The sequence below is a fragment of the Gordonia sp. Z-3 genome (assembly GCF_036233855.1).
Taxonomy (GTDB): domain Bacteria; phylum Actinomycetota; class Actinomycetes; order Mycobacteriales; family Mycobacteriaceae; genus Gordonia; species Gordonia tangerina.
Genome location: NZ_JAZARS010000010.1, coordinates 111,276 through 136,009 on the forward strand (window position 1 = coordinate 111,276; position 24,734 = coordinate 136,009).

Sequence of the window (24,734 nt, forward strand, 5' to 3'; positions counted from 1 at the left end):
CAGCTCCGAACCAGGGGCAGGAGAGTGCGAACTCATGAGCCGTACGAAAAAGGTCAATCCGGGACGGATCCTGTTCGTCGGATCGGGTCCGGGAGATCCCGATCTGCTGACCGTGCGTGCCCGCAACGCCATCGAGAAGGCGACCACCGCTTACATCGACCCTGACGTGCCTTCCGGTGTGGTCGAGATGCTCGGCGCGGCCCATCGTGACGAGGCAGCAGAACAACCGCGGTCGGGTCGGGGCGCCAAGAAGACCGCGCCGACCAAAAACGGGTCGGCCGCCGACGAGAACGCGAAAGCCGACGACACCACGCCTGCCGGTGACGACGCCGAGGCGGCCGAGGATTCGGTGGTGCACCCCGCGCTCGGCGATCCCGCCGAGGTCGCCAAGACGCTCGTCGCCGCCGCCAAGGCCGGCGAGGACGTCGTCCGCGTCGTCTCTGGTGACCCGCTGACCACCGATTCGGTGCTCGCCGAGGTCAACGCCGTCGCACGCACCTCGGTGCAGTTCGAGGTGCTGCCCGGCCTGCCGGCCGCTGCGGTGGTGCCCAGTTACGCAGGCATGCCGCTGGGTTCCACCCACAGCGAGGCCGACGTGCGCGCCGAGGGCGTCGACTGGGCAGCGCTGGCCGCCGCGCCGGGCCCGCTGGTGCTGCACGCCACCGCCGGTCACCTCGCGGAGACCGCCAGCGCGCTCACCGAGCACGGCATGGCCCCGCAGACGCCGGTCGCGATCACCGTCAACGGCACCACCTGCGCGCAGCGCACCATCGAGGCAACGCTGGCCACCCTCAACGAGCAGGGCAATGCGCTGGTGGGTCCGCTGATCCTGACCGTCGGCAAGGTCGTCGGTCAGCGCGGCAAGCTCTCCTGGTGGGAGTCGCGGGCGCTGTACGGCTGGACCGTGCTGGTGCCGCGGACCAAGGACCAGGCCGGTGATATGAGCGAGCGGCTGCGCAGCCACGGCGCCATCCCCAAGGAGGTGCCGACCATCGCCGTCGAACCGCCGCGGAGTCCGGCCCAGATGGAAAGGGCCGTCAAGGGTTTGGTCGACGGACGCTACCAGTGGGTGGTGTTCACCTCCACCAACGCCGTGCGCGCCGTGTGGGAGAAGTTCGCCGAGTTCGGTCTGGACGCTCGCGCGTTCTCCGGTGTGAAGATCGCCTGCGTCGGTGAGGCCACCGCAGAGAAGGTGCGCACCTTCGGTATTCAGCCGGAGCTGGTGCCGTCCGGTGAGCAGAGCTCGCTGGGGCTGCTCGACGACTTCCCGCCGTACGACGACGTGTTTGACCCGGTCAACCGAATCCTGTTGCCGCGCGCCGACATCGCCACCGAAACGCTGTCCGAGGGGCTGCGGGAACGCGGTTGGGAGATCGACGACGTGACCGCGTATCGCACGGTGCGCGCCGCGCCGCCGCCCGCCGAAACCCGCGAGATGATCAAGACCGGTGGTTTCGACGCCGTGTGCTTCACCTCGAGTTCCACGGTTCGCAACCTGGTCGGCATCGCCGGAAAGCCGCACGCACGCACCATCGTTGCGTGCATCGGTCCCAAGACGGCCGAGACGGCGACCGAATTCGGTCTGCGGGTCGACGTGCAGCCGGAGAACGCGTCGGTGCACGAACTGGTCGACACGCTTGCCGAGCACGCCGCCCGGTTGCGCGCCGAGGGTGCCCTGCCGCCGCCGCGCAAGAAGTCGCGCCGGTCGCGGTCCTGAGGTCAGGCCCGGCACGCGAAGGAGTACCACATGGCACCGGTGATCCGTCCCCGTCGGCTGCGATCCACGCCCGCGCTGCGCCGGCTCGTCGCCGAGACCACCCTCGGGCCGCAGGACCTGGTCCTGCCGATGTTCGTCGCCGACGGCATTGAGGCGCCGCGGGAGATCTCGTCGATGCCCGGCGTCGTCCAGCACACGTCCGATTCGCTGCGCAAGGCCGCCGAGGAGGCCGTCCGCGCCGGCGTCGGCGGACTGATGCTGTTCGGCGTGCCCGCACCCGACGACAAGGACGCGGTGGGCACCTGTGCCGACGACGACTACGGCGTGCTCAACCGGGCGCTGCGCACGCTGTCCGACGACCTCGGCGATGCGACGGTGCTCATGGCCGACACCTGCCTCGACGAGTTCACCGACCACGGGCACTGCGGCGTCGTCGACGCCCGTGGCCGCGTCGACAACGACGCCACCCTCGACCGCTATGTGTCGATGTCGCTGGCCCAGGCCCGCGCCGGTGCGCACCTGCTGGGGCCGAGCGGGATGATGGACGGCCAGGTCGCCGCCATCCGCGCCGGCCTCGACGCCGCGGGCTTCACCGACACCGGCATCCTCGCCTACGCAGCGAAATACGCGTCGGCGTTCTACGGGCCGTTCCGCGAGGCGGTCGGCTCGTCGCTGCAGGGAGACCGGCGCACCTATCAGCAGGATGCCGCCAACCGGATCGAATCCATGCGCGAGATCCGCCTCGACATCGACGAGGGCGCCGACCTCGTGATGGTGAAGCCCGCCATGAGTTACCTCGACATCGTCCGCGACGCCGCCGAAATCGCCGACGTCCCGGTGGCGGCCTACCAGATCAGCGGCGAGTACTCGATGATCACCGCCGCCGCCGAACGCGGCTGGATCGACCGCGACGCCGCCGCGATGGAGTCCCTCGTGTCGATCAAGCGGGCCGGGGCGTCGATCATCCTCAGCTACTTCGCCACCGAGGTCGCCGCCCGCCTGCGCTGAGGGCCTGTCGCGCATCAGCGGGTGGATGGCCGATGCGTCCGATTCACTACCCTGGGAACCATGACCGCTCCACATCAACCGGCGCCGACGGACTCGGGTGCCCCACCCGCACGGCCCGATTCCGTCGCCATCGCCGCCGAACTCTGGGTGGTGGTGATCCTCGGTCAGATCATCGCCTTCATCGGCCAGTACCCGACGCTGCGGGATGCCTGGGACCGGCAGGTCAATACTCTTCCGGCCGACACCCCGCGCGAAGAACTCGACGTGCTCAACTCGTCGGCGACCCTCATCGTCGTGCTGGCGTTGTTCGGACTGGCGCTGACGGTGGTGTCGGCGGGGCTGGTGTGGCTGACGCGCAACGGCTACAACTGGGCCCGCATCATCATCGCCGCGGCGGGGGTGTTCCTCGCGGTCAATCTGGTGTTCATGATCTTCGGGGACATCGACCCGGTGTGGGTGATGGTCCCGATGGTGCTCAGCGGTGTCGCAGCGATCGGTGCGTCGGTGTTGCTGCTGCGTCGCGAGAGTGAGCAGTACTGCCGTGACATGTCCGAGCACCGTCGCCGGCCCACACCGCCGCCGATGCCGCCGGGCCCGCCATCCAACGGTGGTCAGGGATATCGGCCGGGACCGTCGTCGTGGACGTATGGTGGCGGACAGCACAACGTCGGCGACTCCCATCCGGACCGCCCACATCCGAACGAAGGAAACAGATCCCGTGGCGAGTCCTGACCCCGCACTGCGACCCAAGCAGGTCTCCTGGGCCTACCGGTGTTGGACCATCAGTGGTGGTCTATTGGTGGCCCTCGGCGTGCTCTACGTGGTCATCGGGGTCGTGATGTCGGGCCCCACGTTGCTGCCCGTCGGAATCGGGGTCATCGTCGCTGCCGTCGGGGTGGCCTTCATCATGCTGGGCAGCAAGGCATTTCTCGGTGACGCGCGGTGGCGGTCGTCGCTGGCCGCACTCACCCTCGTCGTCGTCGTGATGCTGCTCTTCCTGAGCTTCGGCATCCCGATACTCGCGTTCTCCCTGCTGGCCGCGGTCGTCGGCCTGTTCGGATCGCTGTTGGCGTTCCGCCCGGAGTCGGAGACCTGGTACGCGACCGACGACCCGGATACTCCGTCGAACCCGACCCGCTCGTGACCGACGCCGACGACTCGCGCGAGACCCCCGAGCCCGAGACGTCCGAGCCCGAGATCCCCGAGGCCGAGACGTCTTACCGGGACGACGTGGACGCCCCCGACGACACGAGCCCCAGTTCGGGTTCATCCGACGATCCATCCGCCGACGAGCCGGTCGACGAGGGCGAGGTGCTCTTCTACGAACCGGGCGGCAGCTGGTGGGTGACGGCGATCGGCCCGGTGCTGATCGGCGCGGTCCTCGCGATGGAGATCTCCGGTCCCGGGCAGGTGCACTGGTTGGTGTTGGGGATTTTCGCGGTGATCCTGATCGGCTTCTCGGTGGTGCAGGTGCACGCCGCGCGCACGCACGTCAGCGTCCGCCTGACCGAGGCGACGTTGCGGCAGGGCACGCAGGTGGTGCCGCTCACCGACATCGCCACCGTCTTCCCGGCCAACAACGGTCCCGAGCACCAGGACTGGGAGAGCGCCCGCGCGCTCGGCGAACTCCCGGCAGTGCCGCGGCGCCGCAAAGGCGTCGGCGTGCGTCTCGCCGACGGCACCGTCCGGCAAGCCTGGGCCCGTGACGTCGACCGATTCCGTACCGAACTCACCGAAGCCCACCTCGCCGCGCATCTCCGCCGCGACACCTGACCCGCGGGACCCGCGCCGCCCCGGCCGATCGCAACCACATGGGGAACTGACATCCACAAAGGTTGTAACCACCGTGGATGTCAGTTCTCCATGTGGTTGGGAAGTCGATGGAGCCGATCCGGGCCTTCGCGCGTCCAATGGACATGACACAACCAACTCCCGACCACCACGGCATCGTCTACCGTCGAGCCGCCCTCGACGAGGGATACACCGACAAGCAACTGAATCGTCGTGTCGACGACGCGACGATGACCCGCATCTGGTCCGGTGCGTATGTGCTCAACACGGGCGAAACCCGCACACCGGAGGAACTGCACCGCCTCACGGCGATCGCCGCGGTCACCTCGAGTCCGGACAGCGGCTTCGCGTTGAGCCATCAGTCCGCCGGTGTGCTACACGGACTGTCCCTGCTCACCCCGCAACTCGACCGCGTGCATCTCAGTACCGGATATGCCACCGGCGCGCGGCTGGAAAAGCGTCGCCACCTGCACTCGGGCGCTCTCGACGATGCCGAGACCGTCGTCGTCGACGGGATTCGCGTGACGTCGCTGGAGCGCACCGTGGTCGACATAGCCTGCAGTGTCGGCTTCGCCCAGGCACTGGCCGCATTCGACTCGGCGCTACGCAACGGCGCAGACGCGGCCGTCATCGCCGAATATCTCGAGGGACACAAACGTGGTGTCGGACAGGCGCGGCGAGCGCTCGCCCACGCCGATCCGGGTGCGGAGAACGCGGGCGAATCGTGGGGGAGAGCGCAGCTGATCTGCGGCGGGTTGCCGACCCCGCGGCTGCAGCACGAGTTCTACGACGACAAGGGTGTCTTCGTCGCCCGCACCGACTACGACTGGTTGGGCAAGCTGGCGGCCGAGTTCGACGGCATGACCAAATACCAGCGGTACCTCGCCGACGGCGAGACGGCTTTCGACGCCATGCGCCGGGAGAAGGAACGCGAGGACGCGTTGCGCCGCCTCGGCGTCATGGTCATCCGGTGGGTCTGGGAGGATCTGCGCCGCAACCGCGTCGTCCCGATGGTGCGCGAGTGGCTCGACCGCCTCGGCATCGCCGCGTGACGTCGGGGCCCCCGATCGCAACCACATGGGAACTGGCATCCACACAGGTTGTAACCACCGTGGATGTCAGTTCTCCGTGTGGTTGGGCCCGATCGCGAGCCGGCCCCGGGCGTCAGCCGTTGCGCAGCATGGGCGCGGCCAGCAACTCTTCGGGGATGCCGAAGGCGTCGACGAGGGTGCGCGCATGCGGGCGAAGCTCCATGCACAGCTCGTTGACGCCACGTCGGATGGCCTTGGCCCGCTCCACCGACACGTGACGGTGCATCAGGAACCACGAGATGTCGTCCTCGAGAGCGGAGTAGACGAACAGATCGCACACCTTGCCGAGGAGTTCGGCCGCCGACCGTGAGTCACAGTCCTCGATGGCCTGCACGAACGCTTCGAGCACCAACCGCTCGGTGCGCGCCCGGCCCACCTTCAACAGATGATCCTGAGCGTTGTTGAACACCTCGAACGGGTCGTTGTCCTCGTCGGTGGCGCGGCGCAGCCGCTGCGCGCAGGTCCGCACCAGATGGTCCTCGCGGTTGCGGAACAAGCGGAGCTGGGTGCCGCGATTGGTGAGGTTCGACTTCTCGGTGTCCTCGTCGGAACTCTCCAGCAGTGTCTGCACCACCTGCCGCACCGCCGTCTTCTCCACCACCACATCGCGGGCCATGCTGGCGATGAACTTCACCCAGCCGCCGGCCGACAATCCCTGCACATCGTCGGCGTAGGCCGACAGCAGTTCCTTGGCGACGAGTTGGGTGAGCACCGTGTTGTCGCCCTCGAAGGTGGTGAACACGTCGATGTCGCCGCGCATGATCGAGAGCTGGTTCTCGTCCAGATAGCCTGCGCCGCCACATGCCTCACGACTCACGTTGATCGCGTTCGACGCGTGCCAGGTGGCGTAGGCCTTCAATCCTGCTGCGGCGCTCTCCAGTTCACGCTGTCGACCGGCGTCAGAGTCGTCGGGAGCCGACTGCACCTCATGCAACTCCTCGGTGAGCTCGTTCTGCGCAAAGGCCACCGCGTACGACTTCGCGATGAGCGGCAACAACTTCCGCTGATGACCCAGGTAATCCATGACGATGATCTCGTTCTCGGCGTCGGGGGCCTCGAACTGCTTGCGGATCAACCCATATCGAGTGGCCAGCGCAAGCGCCTTGCGGCCCGCGGCACCGGCGGTCGCCGCGACGCTCACCCGACCGCGGATGAGGGTGCCGAGCATCGTGAAGAAGCGTCGGTTCGGGTTGTCGATCGGCGAGGTGTAGGTGCCGTCGGCCTCCACGTCGGCGTACTTGTTGAGCAGGTTGTCGGCGGGCACCCGTACCTGGTCGAACATGATGCGGCCGTTGTCGACGCCGGCGAGCCCGCCCTTGTAGCCGCAGTCGCTGGTGGTGACGCCGGGCAGGTCGTTGCCGTCGGCATCGCGGATCGGCACCACGAAGCAGTGCACGCCGCGGCTCGACGGCTCCTCGCCCGGGCCGGCGGTGATCAGCTGGGCGAAGACCGCCGCGACCGTCGCATGTTGCGCCGCGCCGCCGATGTAATCCTTGCGCGCCGACGGCGTGGGGGAGTCGATGATGAACTCGCGGGTCTCGGGGTCGTAGGTGGCGGTGGTCTCCAGCGCCTGCACGTTGGACCCGTGCCCGGTCTCGGTCATCGCGAAGCAGCCGAGCAGATCGAGGCTGATGATGTCGGCGACGTAGCGGTCGTGGTGGCGCGCGGTGCCCAGGTTCTCCACCGCCCCTCCGAACAGTCCCCACTGCACGCCGGCTTTCACCATCAGCGAGAGGTCGGCGTAACCGAGCATCTCGATCGCGGTGATCGATGCGCCGACGTCGCCGGTCCCGCCGTGGTCCTTGGCGAACCCGGCGGCCGAGAAGCCGCTGCTGCCCAGCTCGCGCATCTCCTCGAGCATGCGGGTGCGGGCCTCGTCGAGCGTGCGGGACGGGTCGGGTAGCAGGTCGGCGCGATCGGAGTTGCTGCGGACCATGTCGCGGGTGGATCGCCACGGGCCGTCGAGGACGAAGCGAAGGTTGTCGACCAGCAGGGCGCGCTCGTCGGCGGAGAGGTCGTCGGTCGGCGGGGCGACGGATTCCGGGTCGTCGCGGACGGTGTCGTCGGCGGATGGGGTGGCTGGGCTCTCGGTGGATGTCGCCATGTCTCCACGTTACGGACTCTTCGACGGGCCGTTGACATGTTTGTGACGCTCACCGCTGCGGCCGGCCCTCGCAACAACCGATTGTCGGCAACTCGTGGGTGACGATGCTATTTTCGACCACGTGCACAGCGTGTGCTGCTCGTCGGCGGGTGGTGGGCAGCCTCGGCGTTCAGGAGGTGGAAGCTGTGTTCGGATCGGATCACTGCAGTGTAGGGGTGCCGCGCGACCACGCCCGGTACCACGCGGGCGTACCTGCCCGCGGCCCGCGCGATGCGGTCACTCGACGATTGACAGCCGGCTCCCGTTGGCATCAGGTCACCCTCCTCGCCACACCTCCTCCCGCCACGCCCGGTAACTGAGACGTCCCGCGTACCCGATCGACGGGAAGCGGCGCCCAGTCGACCATCCGATGATGGTTCGGCATCGAAGTCAGCTGTGGGTAGCAGGTTGCCTCCTGTCCCAAGCCGCCGGCGAGGCGGACGACGGGGGTGCTCAGAAGAGGAACGACGATGAACAACCAAGTTCACCACTCGATCGCAGACCTCGCGCGACGACTGCACGACATGCCCGAGGCATCAGGCCACGACGACGGGCCGCTGCGGTCGGTGACCGCTGCCGCGATCGCGAATGTGCCCGGCGCACGGCACGCGGGCGTGCTGCTGGTCGACAAGAAGCGCAACTTCGAGACCATCGCCCCGACCGGTCCGGTGATGACCGAGGTGGACCGCATCCAACTCGAGACCGGCGAGGGTCCGTGCCTGCAGGCGGCGTGGAGCCACCAGATGGTGCTGATCAACGACATCGCGGGTGACCCGCGCTGGCCTGCGTTCTCCTCTCGGGTCGTCGATCAGACCCCGGTCCGCGCCGGATTGTCGTTCCACTTGTTCACCCACAAGGGGACGATCGGCGCGCTGAACGTGTTCGCCGACGAGGTGGATGCGTTCACCGCAGAGTCCGAGGAGGTGGGGTTGATCTTCGCCACGCATGCCGCCCTCGCGCTCGGGGCCGTGCGCGAGCAGCACGATTTCCGCAGTGCCCTGGCCAGCCGTGACACCATCGGGCAGGCCAAAGGCATGCTGATGGAACGGTTCTCGATCGACGCGGTGGCCGCGTTCGAGTTGTTGCGCAGGCTCTCGCAGGACACCAACACCCCGCTGGTGGAAGTCGCCCGCCAGGTCATCGATGCGGAGAAGCCCGTCCGGTCGTAGGTGAGCGATCGCGACGGCCATCCCCGCGAGTCGCGCATAATCACTCCCATGCCGAGCGCACCACCCGACACCGACGACCCGATCGACTTCCGGGTGCACGTGGTCGCCGAATCGATCCGCCTGTTCGCCGAGCAGGGCTACGAATCGACGACCGTCGAGCAGATCGCCGCTGCCGCAGGCATCTCCCGACGCACCTTTTTCCGCCAGTTCGGCGCCAAGGAAGACGTCATCTTCGCCGACCACGAGTCCCTGCTCGAACTCGTGGCAGCGCACCTGTCCGACGGGCCCGAGGCCGACCCGTACGAGTCGGTATGCACCGCAGCCGAACTGGTGTTCCTACACTTCCGTGACAGCAGGATGATGGCGGTCCGGCGCCTGCGCATCGTCCAAGGGGTTCCGGCGCTGCGCGACCGCGAACTGGTCACCACCTACCGCTATCAGCGACTGTTCGAGGACCACTTGCGTGCCCGGTTGCCCGAGGAGTCGCCCGCACAGCTTATCGGCTACGCCGCCGCCATCACCAGTGCACACAACTACTTGCTGCGAGCGATGATCCGCGGCGACGAGAACGCGACACTCGAGCATCTGCGCGATGAGCTGCGGCAGCTGCGTCGCACGTTCACCCGTCGGGAGGTCGACGCCGGGGCCGACGCGGTGTCGGTGATCACGCATCCTGCCGGGATGTCGCCGGAGGAGATCGGCCACCGGGTCGTCGAACAACTGCGTGCGCAGCGGCGAGATCGCGGACAATGAGGGAGTCCAGGCCGACATCGACCCACGTTCGTTCGACAATCTTTGGCACTTAGTGCCGCGGATAGCTACACTAAACTAAATCCTTGGCACGCGGTGCCACGTCAACGAGCTACAAAGGAGTGATCATGGCGTTCGGTAACCCCGACTTCAACGTCTTCGAACTGCCCGAAGAGCACGTCGCACTGCGTGAGGCGATCCGGGCTCTGTCCGAGAAAGAGATCGAGCCGCATGCGGCCGATGTCGACGAGAACTCGCGGTTCCCGCAGGAGGCACTCGATGCCCTCGTCGCGTCCGGCTTCAACGCCATCCACGTGCCCGAGGCCTACGACGGTCAGGGCGCCGACTCCGTCGCCGCGTGCATCGTCATCGAAGAGGTCGCCCGCGTGTGCGCGTCGTCGTCGCTGATCCCGGCCGTCAACAAGCTCGGCACCATGGGTCTGATCCTCAACGGCTCCGACGAGCTCAAGAAGCAGGTGCTGCCGTCGATCGCTTCGGGTGAGGCGATGGCGTCCTACGCGCTGTCCGAGCGTGAGGCCGGCTCCGACGCCGGGTCGATGAAGACCCGCGCCCGCAAAGACGGCAACAACTGGGTGATCAACGGCTCGAAGTGCTGGATCACCAACGGCGGCAAGTCATCGTGGTACACCGTCATGGCGGTCACCGATCCGGAGAAGGGGGCCAACGGCATCTCGTCGTTCATGGTCCACAAGGACGATCCCGGCTTCACCGTCGGTCCGCTGGAGAAGAAGCTCGGCATCAAGGGCTCGCCCACCGCCGAGCTGTACTTCGAGGACTGCACCATCCCCTCCGACCGCATCGTCGGCGATGAGGGCACCGGCTTCAAGACCGCGCTGCAGACTCTCGACCACACCCGGCCCACCATCGGTGCGCAGGCCGTCGGCATCGCGCAGGGCGCGCTCGACAAGGCCATCGAATACGTCAAGGACCGCAAGCAGTTCGGGCAGTCGATCAGCAAGTTCCAGGGCGTCGAGTTCATGATCGCCGACATGGCGATGAAGGTCGAGGCAGCGCGACTGATGGTCTACACCTCGGCCGCCCGCGCCGAGCGCGGCGAGGGCAACCTCGGGTTCATCTCCGCGGCATCGAAGTGCTTCGCCTCCGACGTCGCGATGGAGGTCACCACCGACGCCGTGCAGCTCTTCGGCGGCGCGGGTTACACCCGTGACTTCCCCGTCGAGCGAATGATGCGCGACGCCAAGATCACCCAGATCTACGAGGGCACCAACCAGATCCAGCGTGTCGTGATGAGCCGCGCCCTGCTGCGCTGACCCGCGCCGTCCTCCTTGCGAGGGCGCCCCGTCGACCCCGTCGACAGGGCGCCCTTTCTCGTTGAGCGGGCGCCGAAGCCTTGAACCCACCCGTTGACTGGGCGCCGTTTTCCGTCGAGTGGGCGCCGTTTCTCGTTGAGTGGGCGCTGGTCCGGGTCGAGTGAGCGTTGGTCCGACATCGGCCACACCTCAAGATTCGGCGATATCGATGGAACCCCCGTGCCGGCTGGTGCGTCGAAGATGCATGACATTTGAGCACCAGGCGACACCCCGCACCATCTCGCGCAAGGATGCGCTCACCGATCTCGGGTTGACCCCCGAGCAGTTCGCGGCGGAGTTCACCGTGCTGCGCGGCAACAACCACCTGCATCGCGGTCAGCTCATGACGGCGCAGCAGCGGATCATCACCGTCGTAGACCAGGCTCATGGCGATCCCGTGATCGCCGGCGAGTCCGCGCTGATCATGTATGGCAGCCGCTGGCACGACGACGATTTCACAATTGAGCTCATCCGCGGGACATCCGCATCGGGTCGCCCCGCGCGGGGGACGGTCACGCGCCGACTCGACCTTCCGCCATCCGAGATCGTCGAGATCCAGGGAAGGAAGGTCACCTCACCGCTTCGTACGGCATTCGACCTCGGACGTCAGCGATCGCGCATGCAGGCGATCGGTGACCTCGACGCGCTGGCCGCGGTCGTTCCCCTTGACCTGGACGAACTGATGGCCTTCGCCGTGAAACACAAGAGATCCCGATACGTCAGGGTGCTGCGGGAGCTGATTCCGCTGATCGATGGGCGTGCGGAGTCGCCTCGGGAAAGTGCGTTGCGACTCTTCATGCATGACGTCGGACTACCCAAACCCGATCTGCAGGTGGAGGTGCGCGACGAATCCGGAAAGGTGATCGCCAGATGTGACCTCGCGTACGAGGCCGCGAAGATCGCCATCGAGTATGACGGCGAGGCCTATCACTCGACGCCGGAGCAGCTCGCGCACGATGGTGTGCGGACCGTGGCACTGGATCGGTTGGAATGGAAGGTCATCCGGGTCACCGCGAAACGACTTCGTTCCGAGCCCTTTGCGGTGGTGGAAGAAGTCTGGGATGCACTCCGTGCGCGGGGCTTCTACTTCTGCTGATACGTCCGGCGAACGTATGGCGGTGCACATTCGATCGAAAACAGCGCCCACTCAACGGGAAACAGCGCCCACTCAACGGGGAACAGCGCCCAGTCAACGGAGAACGGGGGAAGGGGGCGGGGATCAGGCGTAGGCTGGTCGGAACTCCAGGCGTGCATGCTGTTTGCGCGCCGCGGTGCGGAAGTCGTTGAGGGCGCGTCCCATGTGGAAGCCGTTGGTCACGATCAGCGCACCGGTGGCGCCCATGTGTTTGAGCATCGCCACTGTGTTCGTCGCGTTGGCGACGGTGCTGGTGGAGGCCGCCTCGTTGATCATCTGCCATACCGGCACCCCGCGCCGCAGCAGACCGACATTCACGAACTGGGCCTCCGACACCGGCAGCCACCAGGTGTTGCCGCCGGACACGATCATCCGGTTGAACGGATGCGACAACGCCAGGTTCGCTGCCACGTTCATCCGCTGCTCCAGGATGGGCGGCGTCTGGCCGAATGTGCCCATCTTGGCGCCGAGCACCACGATGTAGCGCGTCGGCGGACTCTGCCACAGGAAGATGCTGCTCGGCGAGAACAGGTCGGCACTCCCGGCGCCCAGACTTCCGGTGTCTGCGCGCGCGGGAGCCGCGACGGACACGCTCAGCGTGGTGAGAATTGCGATGATTAGTGCGGCCACCCGAACACGCATGGCACGAGTGTACCCATTTGTCAGGTCAATGCGATGTACTTCACCGACAGGTACTCCTCGATACCCTCGCTGCCGCCCTCACGGCCGATACCCGATTGCTTGACCCCGCCGAACGGTGCCGACGAATCGGAGATGACGCCGCGGTTCACGCCGACCATCCCCGATTCGAGCCCTTCGGCCACCCGCATGCAGCGTTCCAGGTCGCGGCTGTAGAAGTACGACGCCAGTCCGTACTCGGTCGAGTTGGCGGCCTTGATGGCGTCGGCCTCGGACTCGAAGGTGCTGATCACCGCTACCGGACCGAAGATCTCGTCGCGCGTGACCGGTGCGTACGCATCGACCCGGTCGAGCACCGTCGCCGGGTAGAAGTAGCCCTTGCCCTCGGGGACTTTGCCGCCCAACCGGACCCGCGCACCATCGGCGATCGCGCCGTCCACCATCTCGGCGACCTTGTCGCGCTGCTTGGCGCTCACCAACGGTCCCAGGGTGACGCCCTCGTCGTATCCGGCGCCGAGCCGTACGGCCGCCATCTTCTCGGTGAGCTTCGCCGTGAACTCCTCCGCGACACCGGATTGCACCAGGAACCGATTGGCCGCGGTGCACGCCTCCCCGCCGTTGCGCATCTTCGCCAGATACGCGCCCTCGACCGCGGCGTCGATGTCGGCGTCGTCGAACACCAGGAACGGCGCGTTGCCACCGAGTTCCATCGACGTGCGCTGTACCCGTTCGGCGGCCTGTGCCATCAGGTTGCGGCCGACCGGCGTCGAGCCGGTGAAGCTGATCTTGCGGATGCGGTCATCGGTGATGATCGCCGACGACACGTCGCCGGCATTGCTGGTCGGCAACACCGACAGCACCCCGGCGGGCAGGCCGGCCTCGGCGAACACCGCGGCCAGGGCCAGCATGGTCAGCGGGGTTTCGTGCGCGGGCTTGACCAGCATGACGTTCCCGGCGGCCAACGCCGGACCGATCTTGCGGGTGCCCATCGCGAGGGGGAAGTTCCACGGCGTGATCGCCAACGACGGCCCGACCGGCGCATGCGACACCAGGATTCGGCCGTTGCCCGCGGGCGCGGTGGCGAACCGGCCGCCGATGCGGACGGCCTCCTCGGCGAACCAACGCAGGAACTCGGTGCCGTACTTGGTCTCGGCCTGACTGTCGGGTAGTGCGCGCCCGAGTTCCAGCGTCATCAGCATGGCGATGTCGTCGGCCCGGTCGGTGAGCAGTTCGAATGCGCGGCGCAGGATCTCGCCGCGCTCGCGGGCCGGGGTGGCGGCCCAGTCGTCGGCGACTGCCGCAGCCTTGTCGAGGGCGCGGCGCGCATCGTCCACGCCGGCGTCGGCCACTGAGGTCAGCGGTTCTTCGGTGGCCGGGTCGTACACGGTGAATGTCTCGCCCGACGACGCCGGCACCGATTCGCCATCGATCCACAGCCCGGTCGGTACGTTGTCCAGCACGGTGCGCGGGTTGTCAACGATGGTGTCAGTCATCAGATCTCACTTCCTTCGATATGTTCTGTGCAGAATGTGACTCACGCGGGGGTGAGGGCCTCGTCGAGGATCTGCAGGCCCTCGCACAGCAGATCGTCGTCGATGACCATCGGAGGCAGCAGCCTTAGCACGTTGCCATAGGTGCCGCAGGTGAGGACCACCACTCCGCGGGAGAGTGCGTGCGCCGCAGCCGCCTTGGCCAGTTCCGGATTGGGCTCGGTGGTACCGGGTTTCACCAATTCGACGGCGATCATCGCTCCGCGACCGCGGATCTCGCCGATGACATCCTGGCCGGTGGCGGCGAGACGTTCTGTGGTTGCCGACAACGACGCGAATGCGATCTCCCCGATGTGGCGCGCACGTGCGTTCAGATCGAGGGTCGACATCTGTTCGATCGTGGCCAACGCGGCGGCGCACGCGACCGGATTGCCGCTGTAGGTGCCGCCGAGCCCACCGGGGTGCACCGCATCCATCAGGTCGGCGCGGCCGGTGACCGCCGACAACGGCATCCCGCCGGCGATCCCCTTGGCGGTGGTGATCAGATCCGGGACCACGCCTTCGTCTTCGCTGGCGAACCACGCACCGGTGCGGCAGAACCCGCTCTGGACCTCGTCGGCGATGAACACCACGCCGTGCATTCGGCACCAGGCGGCCAGCGTCGGCAGGAAACCCGGTGCGGGCACGATGAAACCGCCCTCACCCTGGATGGGTTCGACGATGACCGCAGCCACACTGTCGGCGGTGAGCTGGGTGTCGATCATGCTGATGGCGCGGTTGGCGGCGGCAACTCCGTCGGTCCCCGCCGGATCCCGTAGTGGGTAGCTCATCGGCATCCGGTACACCTCAGGCGCGAACGGGCCGAAATCATGCTTATAAGGAATGGATTTCGCGGTGAGCGCCATGGTCAGGTTGGTGCGGCCGTGATAGGCGTGGTCGAAGGCGACCACCGCGTTGCGCCCGGTCGCCAAGCGCGCGACCTTGACTGCATTCTCCACCGCCTCGGCGCCGGAGTTGAACAGCACCGTTCGCTTCTCGTGATCGCCGGGGGTCAGTTCGTTGAGCTTTTCGGCGACGGCCACATATCCCTCGTAGGGGGTGACCATGAAGCAGGTGTGGGTGAGCCGGTGCGCCTGTGCGGCGACGGCGTCGGCAACCGCCGGGTTGCTGGCTCCGACTCCGGTGACAGCGATTCCTGATCCCAGGTCGATCAGTGAGTTGCCGTCGGCGTCGACGATGATGCCGCCATCGGCGTCGACCGCGAACACCGGCGTGGCCGACCCGAGTCCGGCCGCGACCGCGCGGCGCCGACGCTCCGTCAGCGCGACCGACCGCGGGCCGGGGAGCTCGGTGACAAGATGCCGCTTCTGCGGTAACCGGTAGGGGATGGCGGTCATCACGTCCTCATTCCGTCGATGGTGTCAGGCGCTGCTTACGGCCCCAGTCTTCGCCGACAACCCGATCGGGGTGACCTGCCAATGTGTACAAGTCGGTGAACATTGCACTCCATGGTGTCCAGGTAGGGTGGTGGGCATGACGACGGTGCGCTGGCTGCTGGCCCAGCGACGTCTCCGTCTCACGCTGCGCGGCGGGGTGGCCGGCCTCGATCGGCACGTCGACTGCGTGATGACCAGCGAACTGACCCAGCCCGGCGAATGGTTGTCCGGCGACGAGGTGCTGTTGACCACGGGGCTGCGGCTCGGTGACCCGACGATCTGGCGCGACTACCTCGAGCGTCTCGATGCCGTCGGCGTGGCGGCGGTCGGAATGGGTGTCGGTTTCGAGTTCGACGCGGTGCCCGCCGGCATGGCGTCGGTCGCCGACGAGCTGGGGCTACCGCTGTTCGAGGTTCCGCTGCCGGTGCCGTTCTCCGCGATCACCCGCGCCGTGCTGGATCAGATTGCCGCCCAGCGATCGTCGCGGCTGTTGGCGGCCACCAAGGCGCAACCGAAGATGACCCGCGCGGCCGCCTCGGGTGGGTCGACGGCGGTGATCCGGGAACTCGCCGACGCGGTGGGGCAGAAGGTGGTGCTGCTCGACACCGGCCTGGCCGTGGTCGCCAACGCACCCGGCTCCGTGTCGTCGGCAGACCTGAACCGGTTGCGTGATTTGGTGATTCGTGACCCGGCGTCGGCGGCGGCGGTCACGGTGACCGATGATGCCACGATCACGGTGTCCCGGGTCGGCTCCGGCGGACGAACCTTTGGACACCTCGGCACGGTGGGACGCACCGCCCTCGACGACGTCGCGCGGATGCTGGTGGGCCACGCCATCTCGCTGCTGGCCATCGAGCACGCGAAACCACGCCAGCTACGCCGCGACCTTGTCGAGTTGCACACCGACACACTGGCATCAGCGCTCGCCGATCCCACCGAGCGAGTTGGCGTACAACGTATTCTGGCGCGGGCTGCCGACCCGTCGGGACGGGTGCGGGCGCTGGCGTTGCGCTTCGGAGACGACGACGCGGCCACCCGCGGGCAGCGCCTGCTGATCGACGAGCTCGACGACCGGTGGCGCGCGGTCTTCGTGCATCGCGACGGACCGGAACTGATGGTGCTGCTTCGCGGCGACGATTCCACCGAGCTCGCGACCACCCTGTTCGCCGTCGTCAACTCTGCCGGTCCGGTCGGCGGCGGGGTGGGCACGGTGACCGATGTGCGCGACGTCGCCGACGCCGTCCGGCAGGCGAGGCTGGCCTGCCGATCCGCGGCCGTCGGTCAGCTCGCCGATCTGCACGGCACCCGGTCGCTGCTGACCGTCGACCCCGTGCGTCGAGCGCTCGCTGACGCACACGCCCAGCGGCTGGCCCCCGTGCTGAACCACGACGCCGAACACGGAACCGAGCTACGAGCGACCCTGTTGGCCTACCTGGAAGCCAACGGCAACTGGGGTGTCGCCGCCGCGACGCAAGGTGTGCACCGGCACACGTTGCGCCACCGGGTCGAACGAATCGAGGATCTGTTGGATGTGGACCTGGCCGACGCGCGTGTCCGTGCCGAACTGTTGTTGATGTTGTTGTTGGGAGCGCACGAATGAGAAAGGCTGTGGCCGCAGGGATCGCGGCGGTGGCGGTGGCCGTCGCCGGCTGCGCCGACGACATCGACGACTCCGCGGCACCGAGTGCAACCCAGACGTCCCCGTCGGTGAGCGCCTCCACCGCAACGGGCACCGACCAACTACACCTGGTGAACCTGGGCGACAGCTTCTCCGCCGCGGCCGGCGTGCAACCCCTGGTCGCCGACTCCCCGGTGATGTGCCTGCGATCCTCGCGCAACTTCGCGCACGTGCTCGCCGCCGACGCGGGCTACCGACTGACCGACGTCAGCTGTAGCGGCGCCGACACGGCGGATTTCGAGTCGGCCCAATACGACGGTGTGCCACCGCAACTGGATGCGCTCACCGACGACGCCGACATCGTTACCGTGATGATCGGCGGCAACGACAGCGACCTCTACAGCACCGCGATCCGCGAGTGCGCCGACCTCGCCGCCCGCGATCTGTCCGGATCACCGTGCGCGGACACCCGAGGCTCCGAGTACGTCGACATCGTCGGGAACCAGACCGCGCCGGCCCTGCGCGAAGCGTTGCAAGCGGTACGCGACAGAGCGCCGAACGCCGAGATCCTGGCGGTCGGGTATCCGTGGATCCTGCCGCCCGTCGACGGCTGCTATCCCGCGATGCCGGTCGCGACCGGCGATCTCACGTATCTGCGTGAGCTGCAATCGGTTCTGAACGCCGCTCTACAGCGTGCAGCCGAGCAGACCGGAGCGCGGTTCGTCGACATGGCGCCGGCGTCGGAAGGCCACGACGCGTGCGCGCCGGTGGGGCAGCGGTGGATCGAACCGCGCAACGGTGCGTCGGGGGCGGCGCCGGTCCACCCGAATGCGGCCGGGCAGCAGGCCATCGCCGACGCAGTGGCTACGGCGCTGGAGTAGTCGTATGCAGCCGCGGTCTCAGGGGGTGGGGCCGACAATAATTGTCGGCGGCCACCCCTGCTGCCGCAGCTGTATTCGGCGTCGGTAGTCCACAGGTCGGGTGCGGGTCCACAGAACCACACACCGCTATGCGCGGAACCCGATTACGGCCGGTTTCGTCGGCATGCTCGACCTCATGATGGAGATCGATGATCACTACGGCGTAGTGTCCTGGTCCGAATTGCATTCGCGTGCTGTGACTCTCGCACACCTGCGGCGTGCGATGAGGGAGGAGAAGCTGCGCAGGCTGCGACGTGGCTGGTATGCGACGCCGACTGCGGATGCGATGGTGGTCGAGGCGGTGGCTGCCGGGGGAGTGTTGAGTTGTCTGTCGGCGCTGAAGCTCCATGGTGTCTGGGTGCCCACGCACACCAAGAAGGTCCACGTCCGGGCTCGGGAGTCAGCGCACCGACAAGGGCGCAGTGGCCGGTTCTGCCTGGGCTACGGGTCGCCCGAACCGGAGGTGTCCGCCGTCGACGACATCCGAACCGCTTTTCGCCACGCACTCAAATGCCTCGACGACGAAGGCATCGTCGTGGTGTGCGACTCCATCCTCAACAAGGCCCTGCTCGAACGCTGCGACCTGGAATCGCTCATGGCGTCGGCCCCGCGGCGGATTCGCCGACTACTTGACCGGTGCGATGGCAAGGCGGAATCCGGCACGGAGACGATGGTGCGGCTGCGGTTGCAGCTCAAAGGCGTGACGGTGCGCTCACAAGTGCAGATCGCGGGGGTCGGTCGTGTCGATCTGCTGATCGGCACCCGACTCATCATCGAGATCGACAGCGAGGAATTCCACGACCGCAGCGCCGAACAGCGCGAGAGGGACCGCCGACGCGACGAGGAGGCGACCCGAAAGGGCTACATCACCGTGCGGTTGAGTTATAAGCGCGTGGTCGAGGAGTGGGCGGAAGCAGAAAAGACCATCCTCGATCTGGTTCGCCGACGCGAGCACCGCAAGAAGCTGCCGACCGGTCGGCGCCGACGTCGTCGGGCGTCTCCGCCTGCAGGCTGAGCAGGTTGCCGCGACAACTATCGTCGCCGACGTCCTATGTCGCCGCAGGCGGATACGGCCGCAGGAACCGTCACCGACATCACACTCTCCCTGAGAACCGGCTGAACGATTTTGGCCCTCACGAGGCCATTTGGAACACTGGTCCCCGTGACCCGATCCGCTGAAGTAGCCGCGAACTCTGCCGCGCTGTTCCGACGCGCCACCCAGGTCATCCCCGGCGGGGTCAACTCCCCGGTCCGGGCGTTCTCCGCCGTCGGTGGCGATCCGCGCTTCATCGCCTCGGCGCAGGGTTGCCGACTCACCGACGTCGACGGCAACGAGTACATCGACCTCGTGTGCTCCTGGGGTCCGATGATCCTCGGCCACGCGCACCCCGCCGTCGTGTCCGCGGTGCAGCAGGCTGCGGCCGGCGGGCTCTCCTTCGGTGCGCCCACCTCGTCGGAGATCGAACTCGCCGAGGAGATCATCGACCGGGTCGACCCCGTCGAGCAGGTCCGGCTCGTCAACTCCGGGACCGAGGCCACCATGTCGGCGATCAGGCTCGCCCGCGGCTACACCGGGCGCAGCAAGGTCATCAAGTTTGCCGGCTGCTACCACGGCCACGTTGACGCCCTGCTCGCCGACGCCGGGTCCGGCGTGGCCACCCTCGGCCTGCCCACCTCGCCGGGCGTGACGGGAGCCTCCGCCCACGACACACTCGTGCTGCCGTACAACGACCTCAAGGCCGTCGCGAAGGCGTTCGAGGAGTTCGGCGACGACATCGCCGCGGTCATCACCGAGGCCGCCGCCGGCAACATGGGCGCGGTCGCCCCGCACGACGGATTCAACGCCGGCCTGCGCGAACTCACCCGACGCCACGGCGCGCTGCTGATCATGGACGAGGTGATGACCGGCTTCCGCGTCAGCCCGTCCGGTTGGTACGGACTCGAAGGGGTAGGCGGCGACCTCTACACCTTCGGCAAGGTGATGAGCGGCGGGCTGCCCGCCGCCGCGTTCGGCGGACGTGCCGACGTGATGGAACGACTCGCACCGACCGGTCCGGTCTATCAGGCGGGCACACTGTCGGGGAATCCGGTGGCCGTCGCCGCCGGTCTGGCCACTCTGCGCACCGCCGACGCCGACACCTACCGCGCACTCGACGACAACGCCGACCGCCTCGCCACGCTGCTGACCGACGCCCTCCACGCCGCCGGTGTGGCCCACCGGGTGCAGCGCGCGGGCAGCATGCTCAGCGTCTTCTTCACCGACTCTGGCGACCCGATCGTCGACTACCCGGGCGTCAAGGCCACTGAGACCTGGCGTTTTGCTCCGTTCTTCCACGCGCTGCTCGAACGTGGTGTCTACCCGCCGCCGAGTGCGTTCGAGGCCTGGTTTGTGTCCGCGGCGTTGGACGACGATGCTTTCTCACGTATCGCCGATGCACTGCCGGCAGCCGCGCAGGCCGCTGCCGCAGCGGTCCAGAGCTGACCCGGGGGAGACACGATGACCAACACGATCGTCCACATGATGCGCCATGGGGAAGTGCACAATCCCGAAGGCATTCTCTACGGCCGGCTGCCCGGCTTCCGACTGTCCGACACCGGACGCGCCCAGGCCAACAAGGTGGCCGGCGCTCTCGCCGACCACGCCGTGACTGCCGTCTTTGCCTCGCCGTTGCAGCGGGCGCAGGAGACGGCCACCCCGATCGCCGGCGCGCACGGACTCGAGATCATCACCAACGACGAACTGATCGAGGCCGACAACGTCTTCGAAGGACTGAAGGTGTCCGTCGGCGACGGCGCGCTGAGCAAACCGCGGCACTGGCCCAAGATGCGTGATCCGTTCACCCCGTCGTGGGGCGAGCCCTACATCCAACTGGCCCATCGCATGCTGGCCGCAGCCAACAAGGCCCGCGACGCCGCTCGTGGCCACGAAGCCGTCTGCGTCAGCCACCAACTGCCCGTCTACACACTGCGCCGCTTTCTGGAAGGGCAGCGGCTGTGGCACGACCCTCGCCGGCGGCAGTGTTCGCTGGCGTCCCTGACCAGCCTGATCTACGAGGGCGATGCGCTCGTCGACATCATCTACTCCGAGCCCGTGGGGGCCTCGGACCCGTTGGCCACCGGGGCGTGACCGGCCCGGTGCGATAGGACGAACGTGCGAAAGTTTTCCCTGCTGCTGGCGGTGCTGGCAGTCGTGATCGGTGTGGTCAGCGGCTGCGGTACCGGCGACGATGCGGTCGCGCAGGGAGACACCTTCGAGTTCATCTCGCCCGGCGGCCAGGTGGTCATCACCTACCCGCCGGAGCAGCGCAAACCGGTCGCGGAGGTATCAGGACCTGACCTGATCACCGATGAACCGCTCGCGCTCGGGGACGAGCGCTTCGCCGACAAGGTCGTCGTGGTCAACGTGTGGGGCTCGTGGTGTGGGCCGTGTCGCGGCGAGGCCGACGACCTCGAGACCGTCTACGAGAACACCAAAGACCTCGGTGTCGAATTCCTCGGCATCGACCTGCGTGACGACCGGCAGAATGCCAAGGATTTCGTCGCCGACCGCAACGTCGGCTTCCCGTCCATCTACGACTTCGACGGCATCACCCTGGCCGCCCTGACCACCCCGACCTCGGTGGTCCCCACCACTGTCGTACTCGACCGGGAGCACCGGCCGGCCGCGGTGTTCCTCAAGGCCATCACCGCCGAAGAACTCGAGGCCACCGTGCGCCGGGTCGCCGCCGAAGCCCCCGCAGCGACCCCACCGGCCGACACGCCCGCGACGTCGTCGGCACCGGGCGCGCCATGATCGCGCTCGCCCCGCAGGCCGCCATCGGCGAGACCTTCGCCACCACCGTCTCGTCGGGCCCGCTGCTGCTGGCCCTGGCCGCCTGCGTCATCGCCGGGCTGGTCTCCTTTGCCTCCCCATGTGTGGTGCCGCTGGTGCCCGGCTACCTGTCGTATCTGGCCGGGCTCGTCGGCGCCGAGGCGCCCGCGGTGACCGTCGGCGAATCCGCCAAAAGCGGCCGGTCGCGGGTGGCGCTCGCCGCGGCGTTGTTCGTCCTCGGCTTCACCGTCATCTTCGTTGCCGCCACCGCCACCGTGCTCGGCATCACCAGTACCTTCATCGTCAATCGTGAACTGCTGCAACGCATCGGCGGGGTGGTGACCATCCTGATGGGCCTGGTGTTCATCGGCCTGGTGCCCGCGATGCAACACGAGTTCCGGTTCGCGCCGCGCCGCATGTCCAACATCGTGGGCGCACCACTGCTCGGCGCCGTCTTCGCGCTCGGCTGGACCCCGTGCCTGGGTCCGACGCTGGCTGCGGTGATCGCCACCGCCAGCGGCACCGAAGGGGCCACCGCCGCCAAAGGTGTGGCGCTGATCGTCGCCTACTGCGCCGGACTCGGCATCCCGTTCGTCATCCTCGCGTTCTCGTCGGCGTGGGCGCTGCGCAGCCTCGGCTGGCTGCGCAACCACGCCCGCGCCATCCAGGTCTTCGGCGGCATCATGCTGATCGCCGTCGGCATCGCCCTGGTGACCGGCGCGTGGGACCAGTTCATCGTCTGGGTGCGCGATGCCTTCATCACCGACACGGAGCTGCCCGTATGACCGAGGTGACCACCGACCGCCGCGACACCGCCGACGTCCCGCCGCCGCGCCGTCCGCACTGGTTCCGCCGCCGTGTGTTGTGGCCGGCACGCAACATGTGGCGCTCGCTGACCTCGATGCGCACTGCGCTGATCCTGTTGTTCCTGCTGGCCTTGGCGGCCATCCCCGGTGCGTTGCTGCCGCAACGGTCGCTCAACGAACAGAAGACGCTCACCTACATCGCCGACCACGGCTGGGTCGGCGAGACGATGGACCGGCTGCAGCTGTTCGACGTATTCTCCAGCGCTTGGTTCACCGCGATCTATGTACTGCTGTTCGTGTCGCTGGTGGGCTGCCTGACGCCGCGGATGATCGAACACTTCCACAATCTGCGGGCCAAGCCGGTGGCCGCGCCACGCAACCTCAAGCGACTGCCGCGGCACGTCACGATCGAGGTCGATGGGGAGCCCGAGGAAATCGCCGAGCGGGTGTCGCGGAATCTGCGCGGGTGGCGACGGGTGATCTCGATACGCCCCTCCGCAAGCTCCGGGGCTACTCGATCAGCGGGGGAGCGCTCGTCGGCAGGTTCCGGGGTCACTCGATCAGCGGGGGAGCGCTCGTCGGCAGGTTCCGGGGTCACTCGATCAGCGGGGGAGCGCTCGTCGGTAGGTTCCGGGGCTACTCGATCGGCGGGGGATACGGGGGGCGGGGCCGCGGGGAAACGCCCGGAGGTCGTCGAGGTCTCCGCCGAGAAGGGCTATCTGCGCGAGTTCGGCAACCTGGTGTTCCATTTCGCGCTGCTCGCGCTGCTGGTGTCCATCGCGCTGGGCAAACTGTACGGCTACGAGGGCACCCGCAGCCTGGTCGCCGACGGTGAGCAGGGCCTGTGCAACACGTCGACCGCCGTGTACGACTCGTTCCGGGCCGGCAACCTGGTCGACGGCACCGACCTGCAGCCGTTCTGTATCCGCGTCGACAGCTTCGATGCGACGTTCCTGCCGAACGGTCAACCCGACATGTACAGCTCCGAGGTCCGCTACACCGAGGGGACACCCAGCACCGACGCCTCGACCTGGCCGACCGCCCGCATCCGCGTCAACGAGCCGCTGCGTGTCGCCGGTGACCGTGTGTACGTACTCGGCAACGGCTTCGCCCCGACGTTCACCGTCACCTTCCCGAACGGCGAACAGCGCACCCAGACGGTGCCGTTCGTTCCCGACGAACTTCAGACGATGATGTCGTCGGGAGCCATCCGCTTCGACACCCCGGCCGGGCTGTACCCGAACCCCGACGAACGACGCAACCATCAGATCGCGGTCGAGGGTCTGTTCGCGCCGACCGCCAACTTCCACGGCACCCTACTGACCTCGGCATCGCCGGAGCCGAACGACCCGTACGTGGCCATCCGCATCTACGAGGGTGACACCGGCCTGGACACCGGCCTGCCGCAGAACGCGTACTCCCTGGACCAGTCGCTCATCGATCAGGGACGCCTGCAGCAGCGCGCCCAGGTCAACCTCGGTCAGGGCGATTCGCACACGCTGGCCGACGGCACCGTGGTGCGCTTCGACGGCTATCAACGATGGGTGTCGATGCAGGTGTCGCACGACCCGGCCCAGATCTGGGTGCTGGCGTCGTCGATCGTGATGCTCGGCGGACTGCTGGTGTCGTTGCTCATCCGGCGGCGCCGCATCTGGGTGCGTCTGGTGCCGGTGACCACGTCGGATTCCGGCGAGGAGACCAAACGACGTACGGTAGTAGAGATCGCCGGCCTGGCACGCACCGATCAGGCGGGCTGGGGCGAGGGATTCGATGAGCAGGCGCGCCGCCTGGTGATCGACCCCGACGACCCGGGAGCCGCACGCGCCGCCCGGCGTTTGTAGCGGTCGGCCACCAGCGCAGTCAGCAACGAAAGGACGGT

At 67.6% G+C, this 24,734-nt stretch carries 22 protein-coding genes; 18 read left to right on the forward strand and 4 right to left on the reverse strand.

The features are described 5' to 3' along the window. The first annotated feature begins 34 nt into the window (after positions 1-34). From VX037_RS13635 to VX037_RS13660, 6 genes are all read left to right on the forward strand, one after another. On the forward strand, positions 35-1,717 hold the full coding sequence (locus tag VX037_RS13635; protein WP_235724104.1) for a uroporphyrinogen-III synthase: 1,683 nt from the start codon (positions 35-37) through the stop codon (positions 1,715-1,717). A 30-nt stretch (positions 1,718-1,747) separates the two neighbouring features. Further along, the gene (gene hemB / locus VX037_RS13640; RefSeq protein WP_266060076.1) at positions 1,748-2,725 is read left to right on the forward strand and encodes a porphobilinogen synthase; all 978 of its coding nucleotides are present in this window, start codon (positions 1,748-1,750) and stop codon (positions 2,723-2,725) included. Between the two features lie 60 nt (positions 2,726-2,785). Beyond that, positions 2,786-3,457, forward strand: coding sequence for a hypothetical protein (locus tag VX037_RS13645; protein WP_266060078.1), 672 nt, complete (start codon positions 2,786-2,788; stop codon positions 3,455-3,457). Then, the gene (locus VX037_RS13650) at positions 3,444-3,869 is read left to right on the forward strand and encodes a hypothetical protein (protein WP_235724101.1); all 426 of its coding nucleotides are present in this window, start codon (positions 3,444-3,446) and stop codon (positions 3,867-3,869) included. Before VX037_RS13645 ends, VX037_RS13650 begins: the two co-directional genes overlap by 14 nt. Continuing rightward, a complete protein-coding gene (locus tag VX037_RS13655) occupies positions 3,866-4,498 on the forward strand; it encodes a DUF3093 domain-containing protein (RefSeq protein WP_372475054.1) in 633 nt (210 codons plus the stop codon). Before VX037_RS13650 ends, VX037_RS13655 begins: the two co-directional genes overlap by 4 nt. Positions 4,499-4,641: 143 nt before the next feature. Further along, positions 4,642-5,568 carry a type IV toxin-antitoxin system AbiEi family antitoxin domain-containing protein gene (locus VX037_RS13660; protein WP_328714653.1) on the forward strand — a complete coding sequence of 309 codons (927 nt, stop codon included), beginning with the start codon at positions 4,642-4,644 and terminating at the stop codon, positions 5,566-5,568. 112 nt (positions 5,569-5,680) lie between these two features. Here VX037_RS13660 and VX037_RS13665 read toward each other — a convergent pair whose 3' ends face one another. Continuing rightward, entirely contained in the window at positions 5,681-7,711 is a 2,031-nt protein-coding gene (locus VX037_RS13665) for an acyl-CoA dehydrogenase family protein (protein WP_328714654.1), read from the reverse strand. 509 nt (positions 7,712-8,220) lie between these two features. Between VX037_RS13665 and VX037_RS13670 the strand changes: the two genes are divergently transcribed. The 4 genes from VX037_RS13670 (at position 8,221) to VX037_RS13685 (ending at position 12,096) form a co-directional block, all read left to right on the forward strand. Then, complete coding sequence (locus VX037_RS13670; protein ID WP_235724098.1) at positions 8,221-8,919, forward strand: GAF and ANTAR domain-containing protein; 699 nt, start codon at positions 8,221-8,223, stop codon at positions 8,917-8,919. A gap of 48 nt (positions 8,920-8,967) precedes the next feature. After that, positions 8,968-9,672 carry a TetR family transcriptional regulator gene (locus tag VX037_RS13675; protein ID WP_235724097.1) on the forward strand — a complete coding sequence of 235 codons (705 nt, stop codon included), beginning with the start codon at positions 8,968-8,970 and terminating at the stop codon, positions 9,670-9,672. Positions 9,673-9,797: 125 nt separating this feature from the next. Continuing rightward, entirely contained in the window at positions 9,798-10,961 is a 1,164-nt protein-coding gene (locus VX037_RS13680; RefSeq protein ID WP_235724096.1) for an acyl-CoA dehydrogenase, read from the forward strand. 244 nt (positions 10,962-11,205) lie between these two features. Next, on the forward strand, positions 11,206-12,096 hold the full coding sequence (locus VX037_RS13685; protein WP_287016864.1) for an endonuclease domain-containing protein: 891 nt from the start codon (positions 11,206-11,208) through the stop codon (positions 12,094-12,096). Positions 12,097-12,219: 123 nt separating this feature from the next. Here the strand turns inward: VX037_RS13685 and VX037_RS13690 are convergent, their stop codons facing one another. The 3 genes from VX037_RS13690 to gabT are packed head-to-tail and all read right to left on the reverse strand — an operon-like array spanning position 12,220 to position 15,661. After that, positions 12,220-12,777 carry a YdcF family protein gene (locus VX037_RS13690; protein WP_328714656.1) on the reverse strand — a complete coding sequence of 186 codons (558 nt, stop codon included), beginning with the start codon at positions 12,775-12,777 and terminating at the stop codon, positions 12,220-12,222. A 20-nt stretch (positions 12,778-12,797) separates the two neighbouring features. Continuing rightward, positions 12,798-14,267 (reverse strand): NAD-dependent succinate-semialdehyde dehydrogenase, encoded by a 1,470-nt coding sequence (locus VX037_RS13695; protein ID WP_287016862.1) that lies wholly within the window; start codon positions 14,265-14,267, stop codon positions 12,798-12,800. A 41-nt stretch (positions 14,268-14,308) separates the two neighbouring features. Continuing rightward, positions 14,309-15,661, reverse strand: a complete 1,353-nt coding sequence (gene gabT, locus VX037_RS13700; RefSeq protein ID WP_235724092.1) for a 4-aminobutyrate--2-oxoglutarate transaminase — start codon at positions 15,659-15,661, stop codon at positions 14,309-14,311. Between the two features lie 136 nt (positions 15,662-15,797). On the opposite strand from gabT, the gene VX037_RS13705 reads away from it, so the two are divergent. The 8 genes from VX037_RS13705 to resB all read left to right on the forward strand — a co-directional run bounded on the left by VX037_RS13705 (position 15,798) and on the right by resB (position 24,696). Continuing rightward, the gene (locus tag VX037_RS13705; RefSeq protein WP_287016861.1) at positions 15,798-17,300 is read left to right on the forward strand and encodes a PucR family transcriptional regulator; all 1,503 of its coding nucleotides are present in this window, start codon (positions 15,798-15,800) and stop codon (positions 17,298-17,300) included. Then, complete coding sequence (locus VX037_RS13710; protein ID WP_287016860.1) at positions 17,297-18,199, forward strand: SGNH/GDSL hydrolase family protein; 903 nt, start codon at positions 17,297-17,299, stop codon at positions 18,197-18,199. Before VX037_RS13705 ends, VX037_RS13710 begins: the two co-directional genes overlap by 4 nt. A gap of 175 nt (positions 18,200-18,374) precedes the next feature. Continuing rightward, on the forward strand, positions 18,375-19,253 hold the full coding sequence (locus tag VX037_RS13715; RefSeq protein WP_328714657.1) for a DUF559 domain-containing protein: 879 nt from the start codon (positions 18,375-18,377) through the stop codon (positions 19,251-19,253). 147 nt (positions 19,254-19,400) lie between these two features. Continuing rightward, positions 19,401-20,720 (forward strand): glutamate-1-semialdehyde 2,1-aminomutase, encoded by a 1,320-nt coding sequence (gene hemL / locus VX037_RS13720; protein WP_287016858.1) that lies wholly within the window; start codon positions 19,401-19,403, stop codon positions 20,718-20,720. Between the two features lie 15 nt (positions 20,721-20,735). After that, a complete protein-coding gene (locus VX037_RS13725; protein WP_328714658.1) occupies positions 20,736-21,365 on the forward strand; it encodes a histidine phosphatase family protein in 630 nt (209 codons plus the stop codon). A gap of 24 nt (positions 21,366-21,389) precedes the next feature. Beyond that, the gene (locus tag VX037_RS13730; protein WP_328714659.1) at positions 21,390-22,031 is read left to right on the forward strand and encodes a TlpA family protein disulfide reductase; all 642 of its coding nucleotides are present in this window, start codon (positions 21,390-21,392) and stop codon (positions 22,029-22,031) included. Beyond that, positions 22,028-22,834 carry a cytochrome c biogenesis CcdA family protein gene (locus VX037_RS13735; protein WP_287016856.1) on the forward strand — a complete coding sequence of 269 codons (807 nt, stop codon included), beginning with the start codon at positions 22,028-22,030 and terminating at the stop codon, positions 22,832-22,834. The genes VX037_RS13730 and VX037_RS13735 overlap by 4 nt, the downstream gene beginning before the upstream one ends. Next, positions 22,831-24,696, forward strand: a complete 1,866-nt coding sequence (gene resB / locus VX037_RS13740) for a cytochrome c biogenesis protein ResB (protein WP_328714660.1) — start codon at positions 22,831-22,833, stop codon at positions 24,694-24,696. Before VX037_RS13735 ends, resB begins: the two co-directional genes overlap by 4 nt. Positions 24,697-24,734 lie beyond the last annotated feature (38 nt).

Bases quoted from the DNA above. Each gene is read 5' to 3' on its own strand.
- VX037_RS13635 (WP_235724104.1), top strand. From the start codon at position 35: ATGAGCCGTACGAAAAAGGTCAATCCGGGACGGATCCTGTTCGTCGGA.
- hemB (WP_266060076.1), top strand. From the start codon at position 1,748: ATGGCACCGGTGATCCGTCCCCGTCGGCTGCGATCCACGCCCGCGCTG.
- VX037_RS13645 (WP_266060078.1), top strand. From the start codon at position 2,786: ATGACCGCTCCACATCAACCGGCGCCGACGGACTCGGGTGCCCCACCC.
- VX037_RS13660 (WP_328714653.1), top strand. From the start codon at position 4,642: ATGACACAACCAACTCCCGACCACCACGGCATCGTCTACCGTCGAGCC.
- VX037_RS13665 (WP_328714654.1), bottom strand. From the start codon at position 7,711: ATGGCGACATCCACCGAGAGCCCAGCCACCCCATCCGCCGACGACACC.
- VX037_RS13670 (WP_235724098.1), top strand. From the start codon at position 8,221: ATGAACAACCAAGTTCACCACTCGATCGCAGACCTCGCGCGACGACTG.
- VX037_RS13675 (WP_235724097.1), top strand. From the start codon at position 8,968: ATGCCGAGCGCACCACCCGACACCGACGACCCGATCGACTTCCGGGTG.
- VX037_RS13680 (WP_235724096.1), top strand. From the start codon at position 9,798: ATGGCGTTCGGTAACCCCGACTTCAACGTCTTCGAACTGCCCGAAGAG.
- VX037_RS13685 (WP_287016864.1), top strand. From the start codon at position 11,206: ATGACATTTGAGCACCAGGCGACACCCCGCACCATCTCGCGCAAGGAT.
- VX037_RS13690 (WP_328714656.1), bottom strand. From the start codon at position 12,777: ATGCGTGTTCGGGTGGCCGCACTAATCATCGCAATTCTCACCACGCTG.
- VX037_RS13695 (WP_287016862.1), bottom strand. From the start codon at position 14,267: ATGACTGACACCATCGTTGACAACCCGCGCACCGTGCTGGACAACGTA.
- gabT (WP_235724092.1), bottom strand. From the start codon at position 15,661: ATGACCGCCATCCCCTACCGGTTACCGCAGAAGCGGCATCTTGTCACC.
- VX037_RS13705 (WP_287016861.1), top strand. From the start codon at position 15,798: ATGACGACGGTGCGCTGGCTGCTGGCCCAGCGACGTCTCCGTCTCACG.
- VX037_RS13710 (WP_287016860.1), top strand. From the start codon at position 17,297: ATGAGAAAGGCTGTGGCCGCAGGGATCGCGGCGGTGGCGGTGGCCGTC.
- VX037_RS13715 (WP_328714657.1), top strand. From the start codon at position 18,375: ATGATGGAGATCGATGATCACTACGGCGTAGTGTCCTGGTCCGAATTG.
- VX037_RS13725 (WP_328714658.1), top strand. From the start codon at position 20,736: ATGACCAACACGATCGTCCACATGATGCGCCATGGGGAAGTGCACAAT.
- VX037_RS13735 (WP_287016856.1), top strand. From the start codon at position 22,028: ATGATCGCGCTCGCCCCGCAGGCCGCCATCGGCGAGACCTTCGCCACC.
- resB (WP_328714660.1), top strand. From the start codon at position 22,831: ATGACCGAGGTGACCACCGACCGCCGCGACACCGCCGACGTCCCGCCG.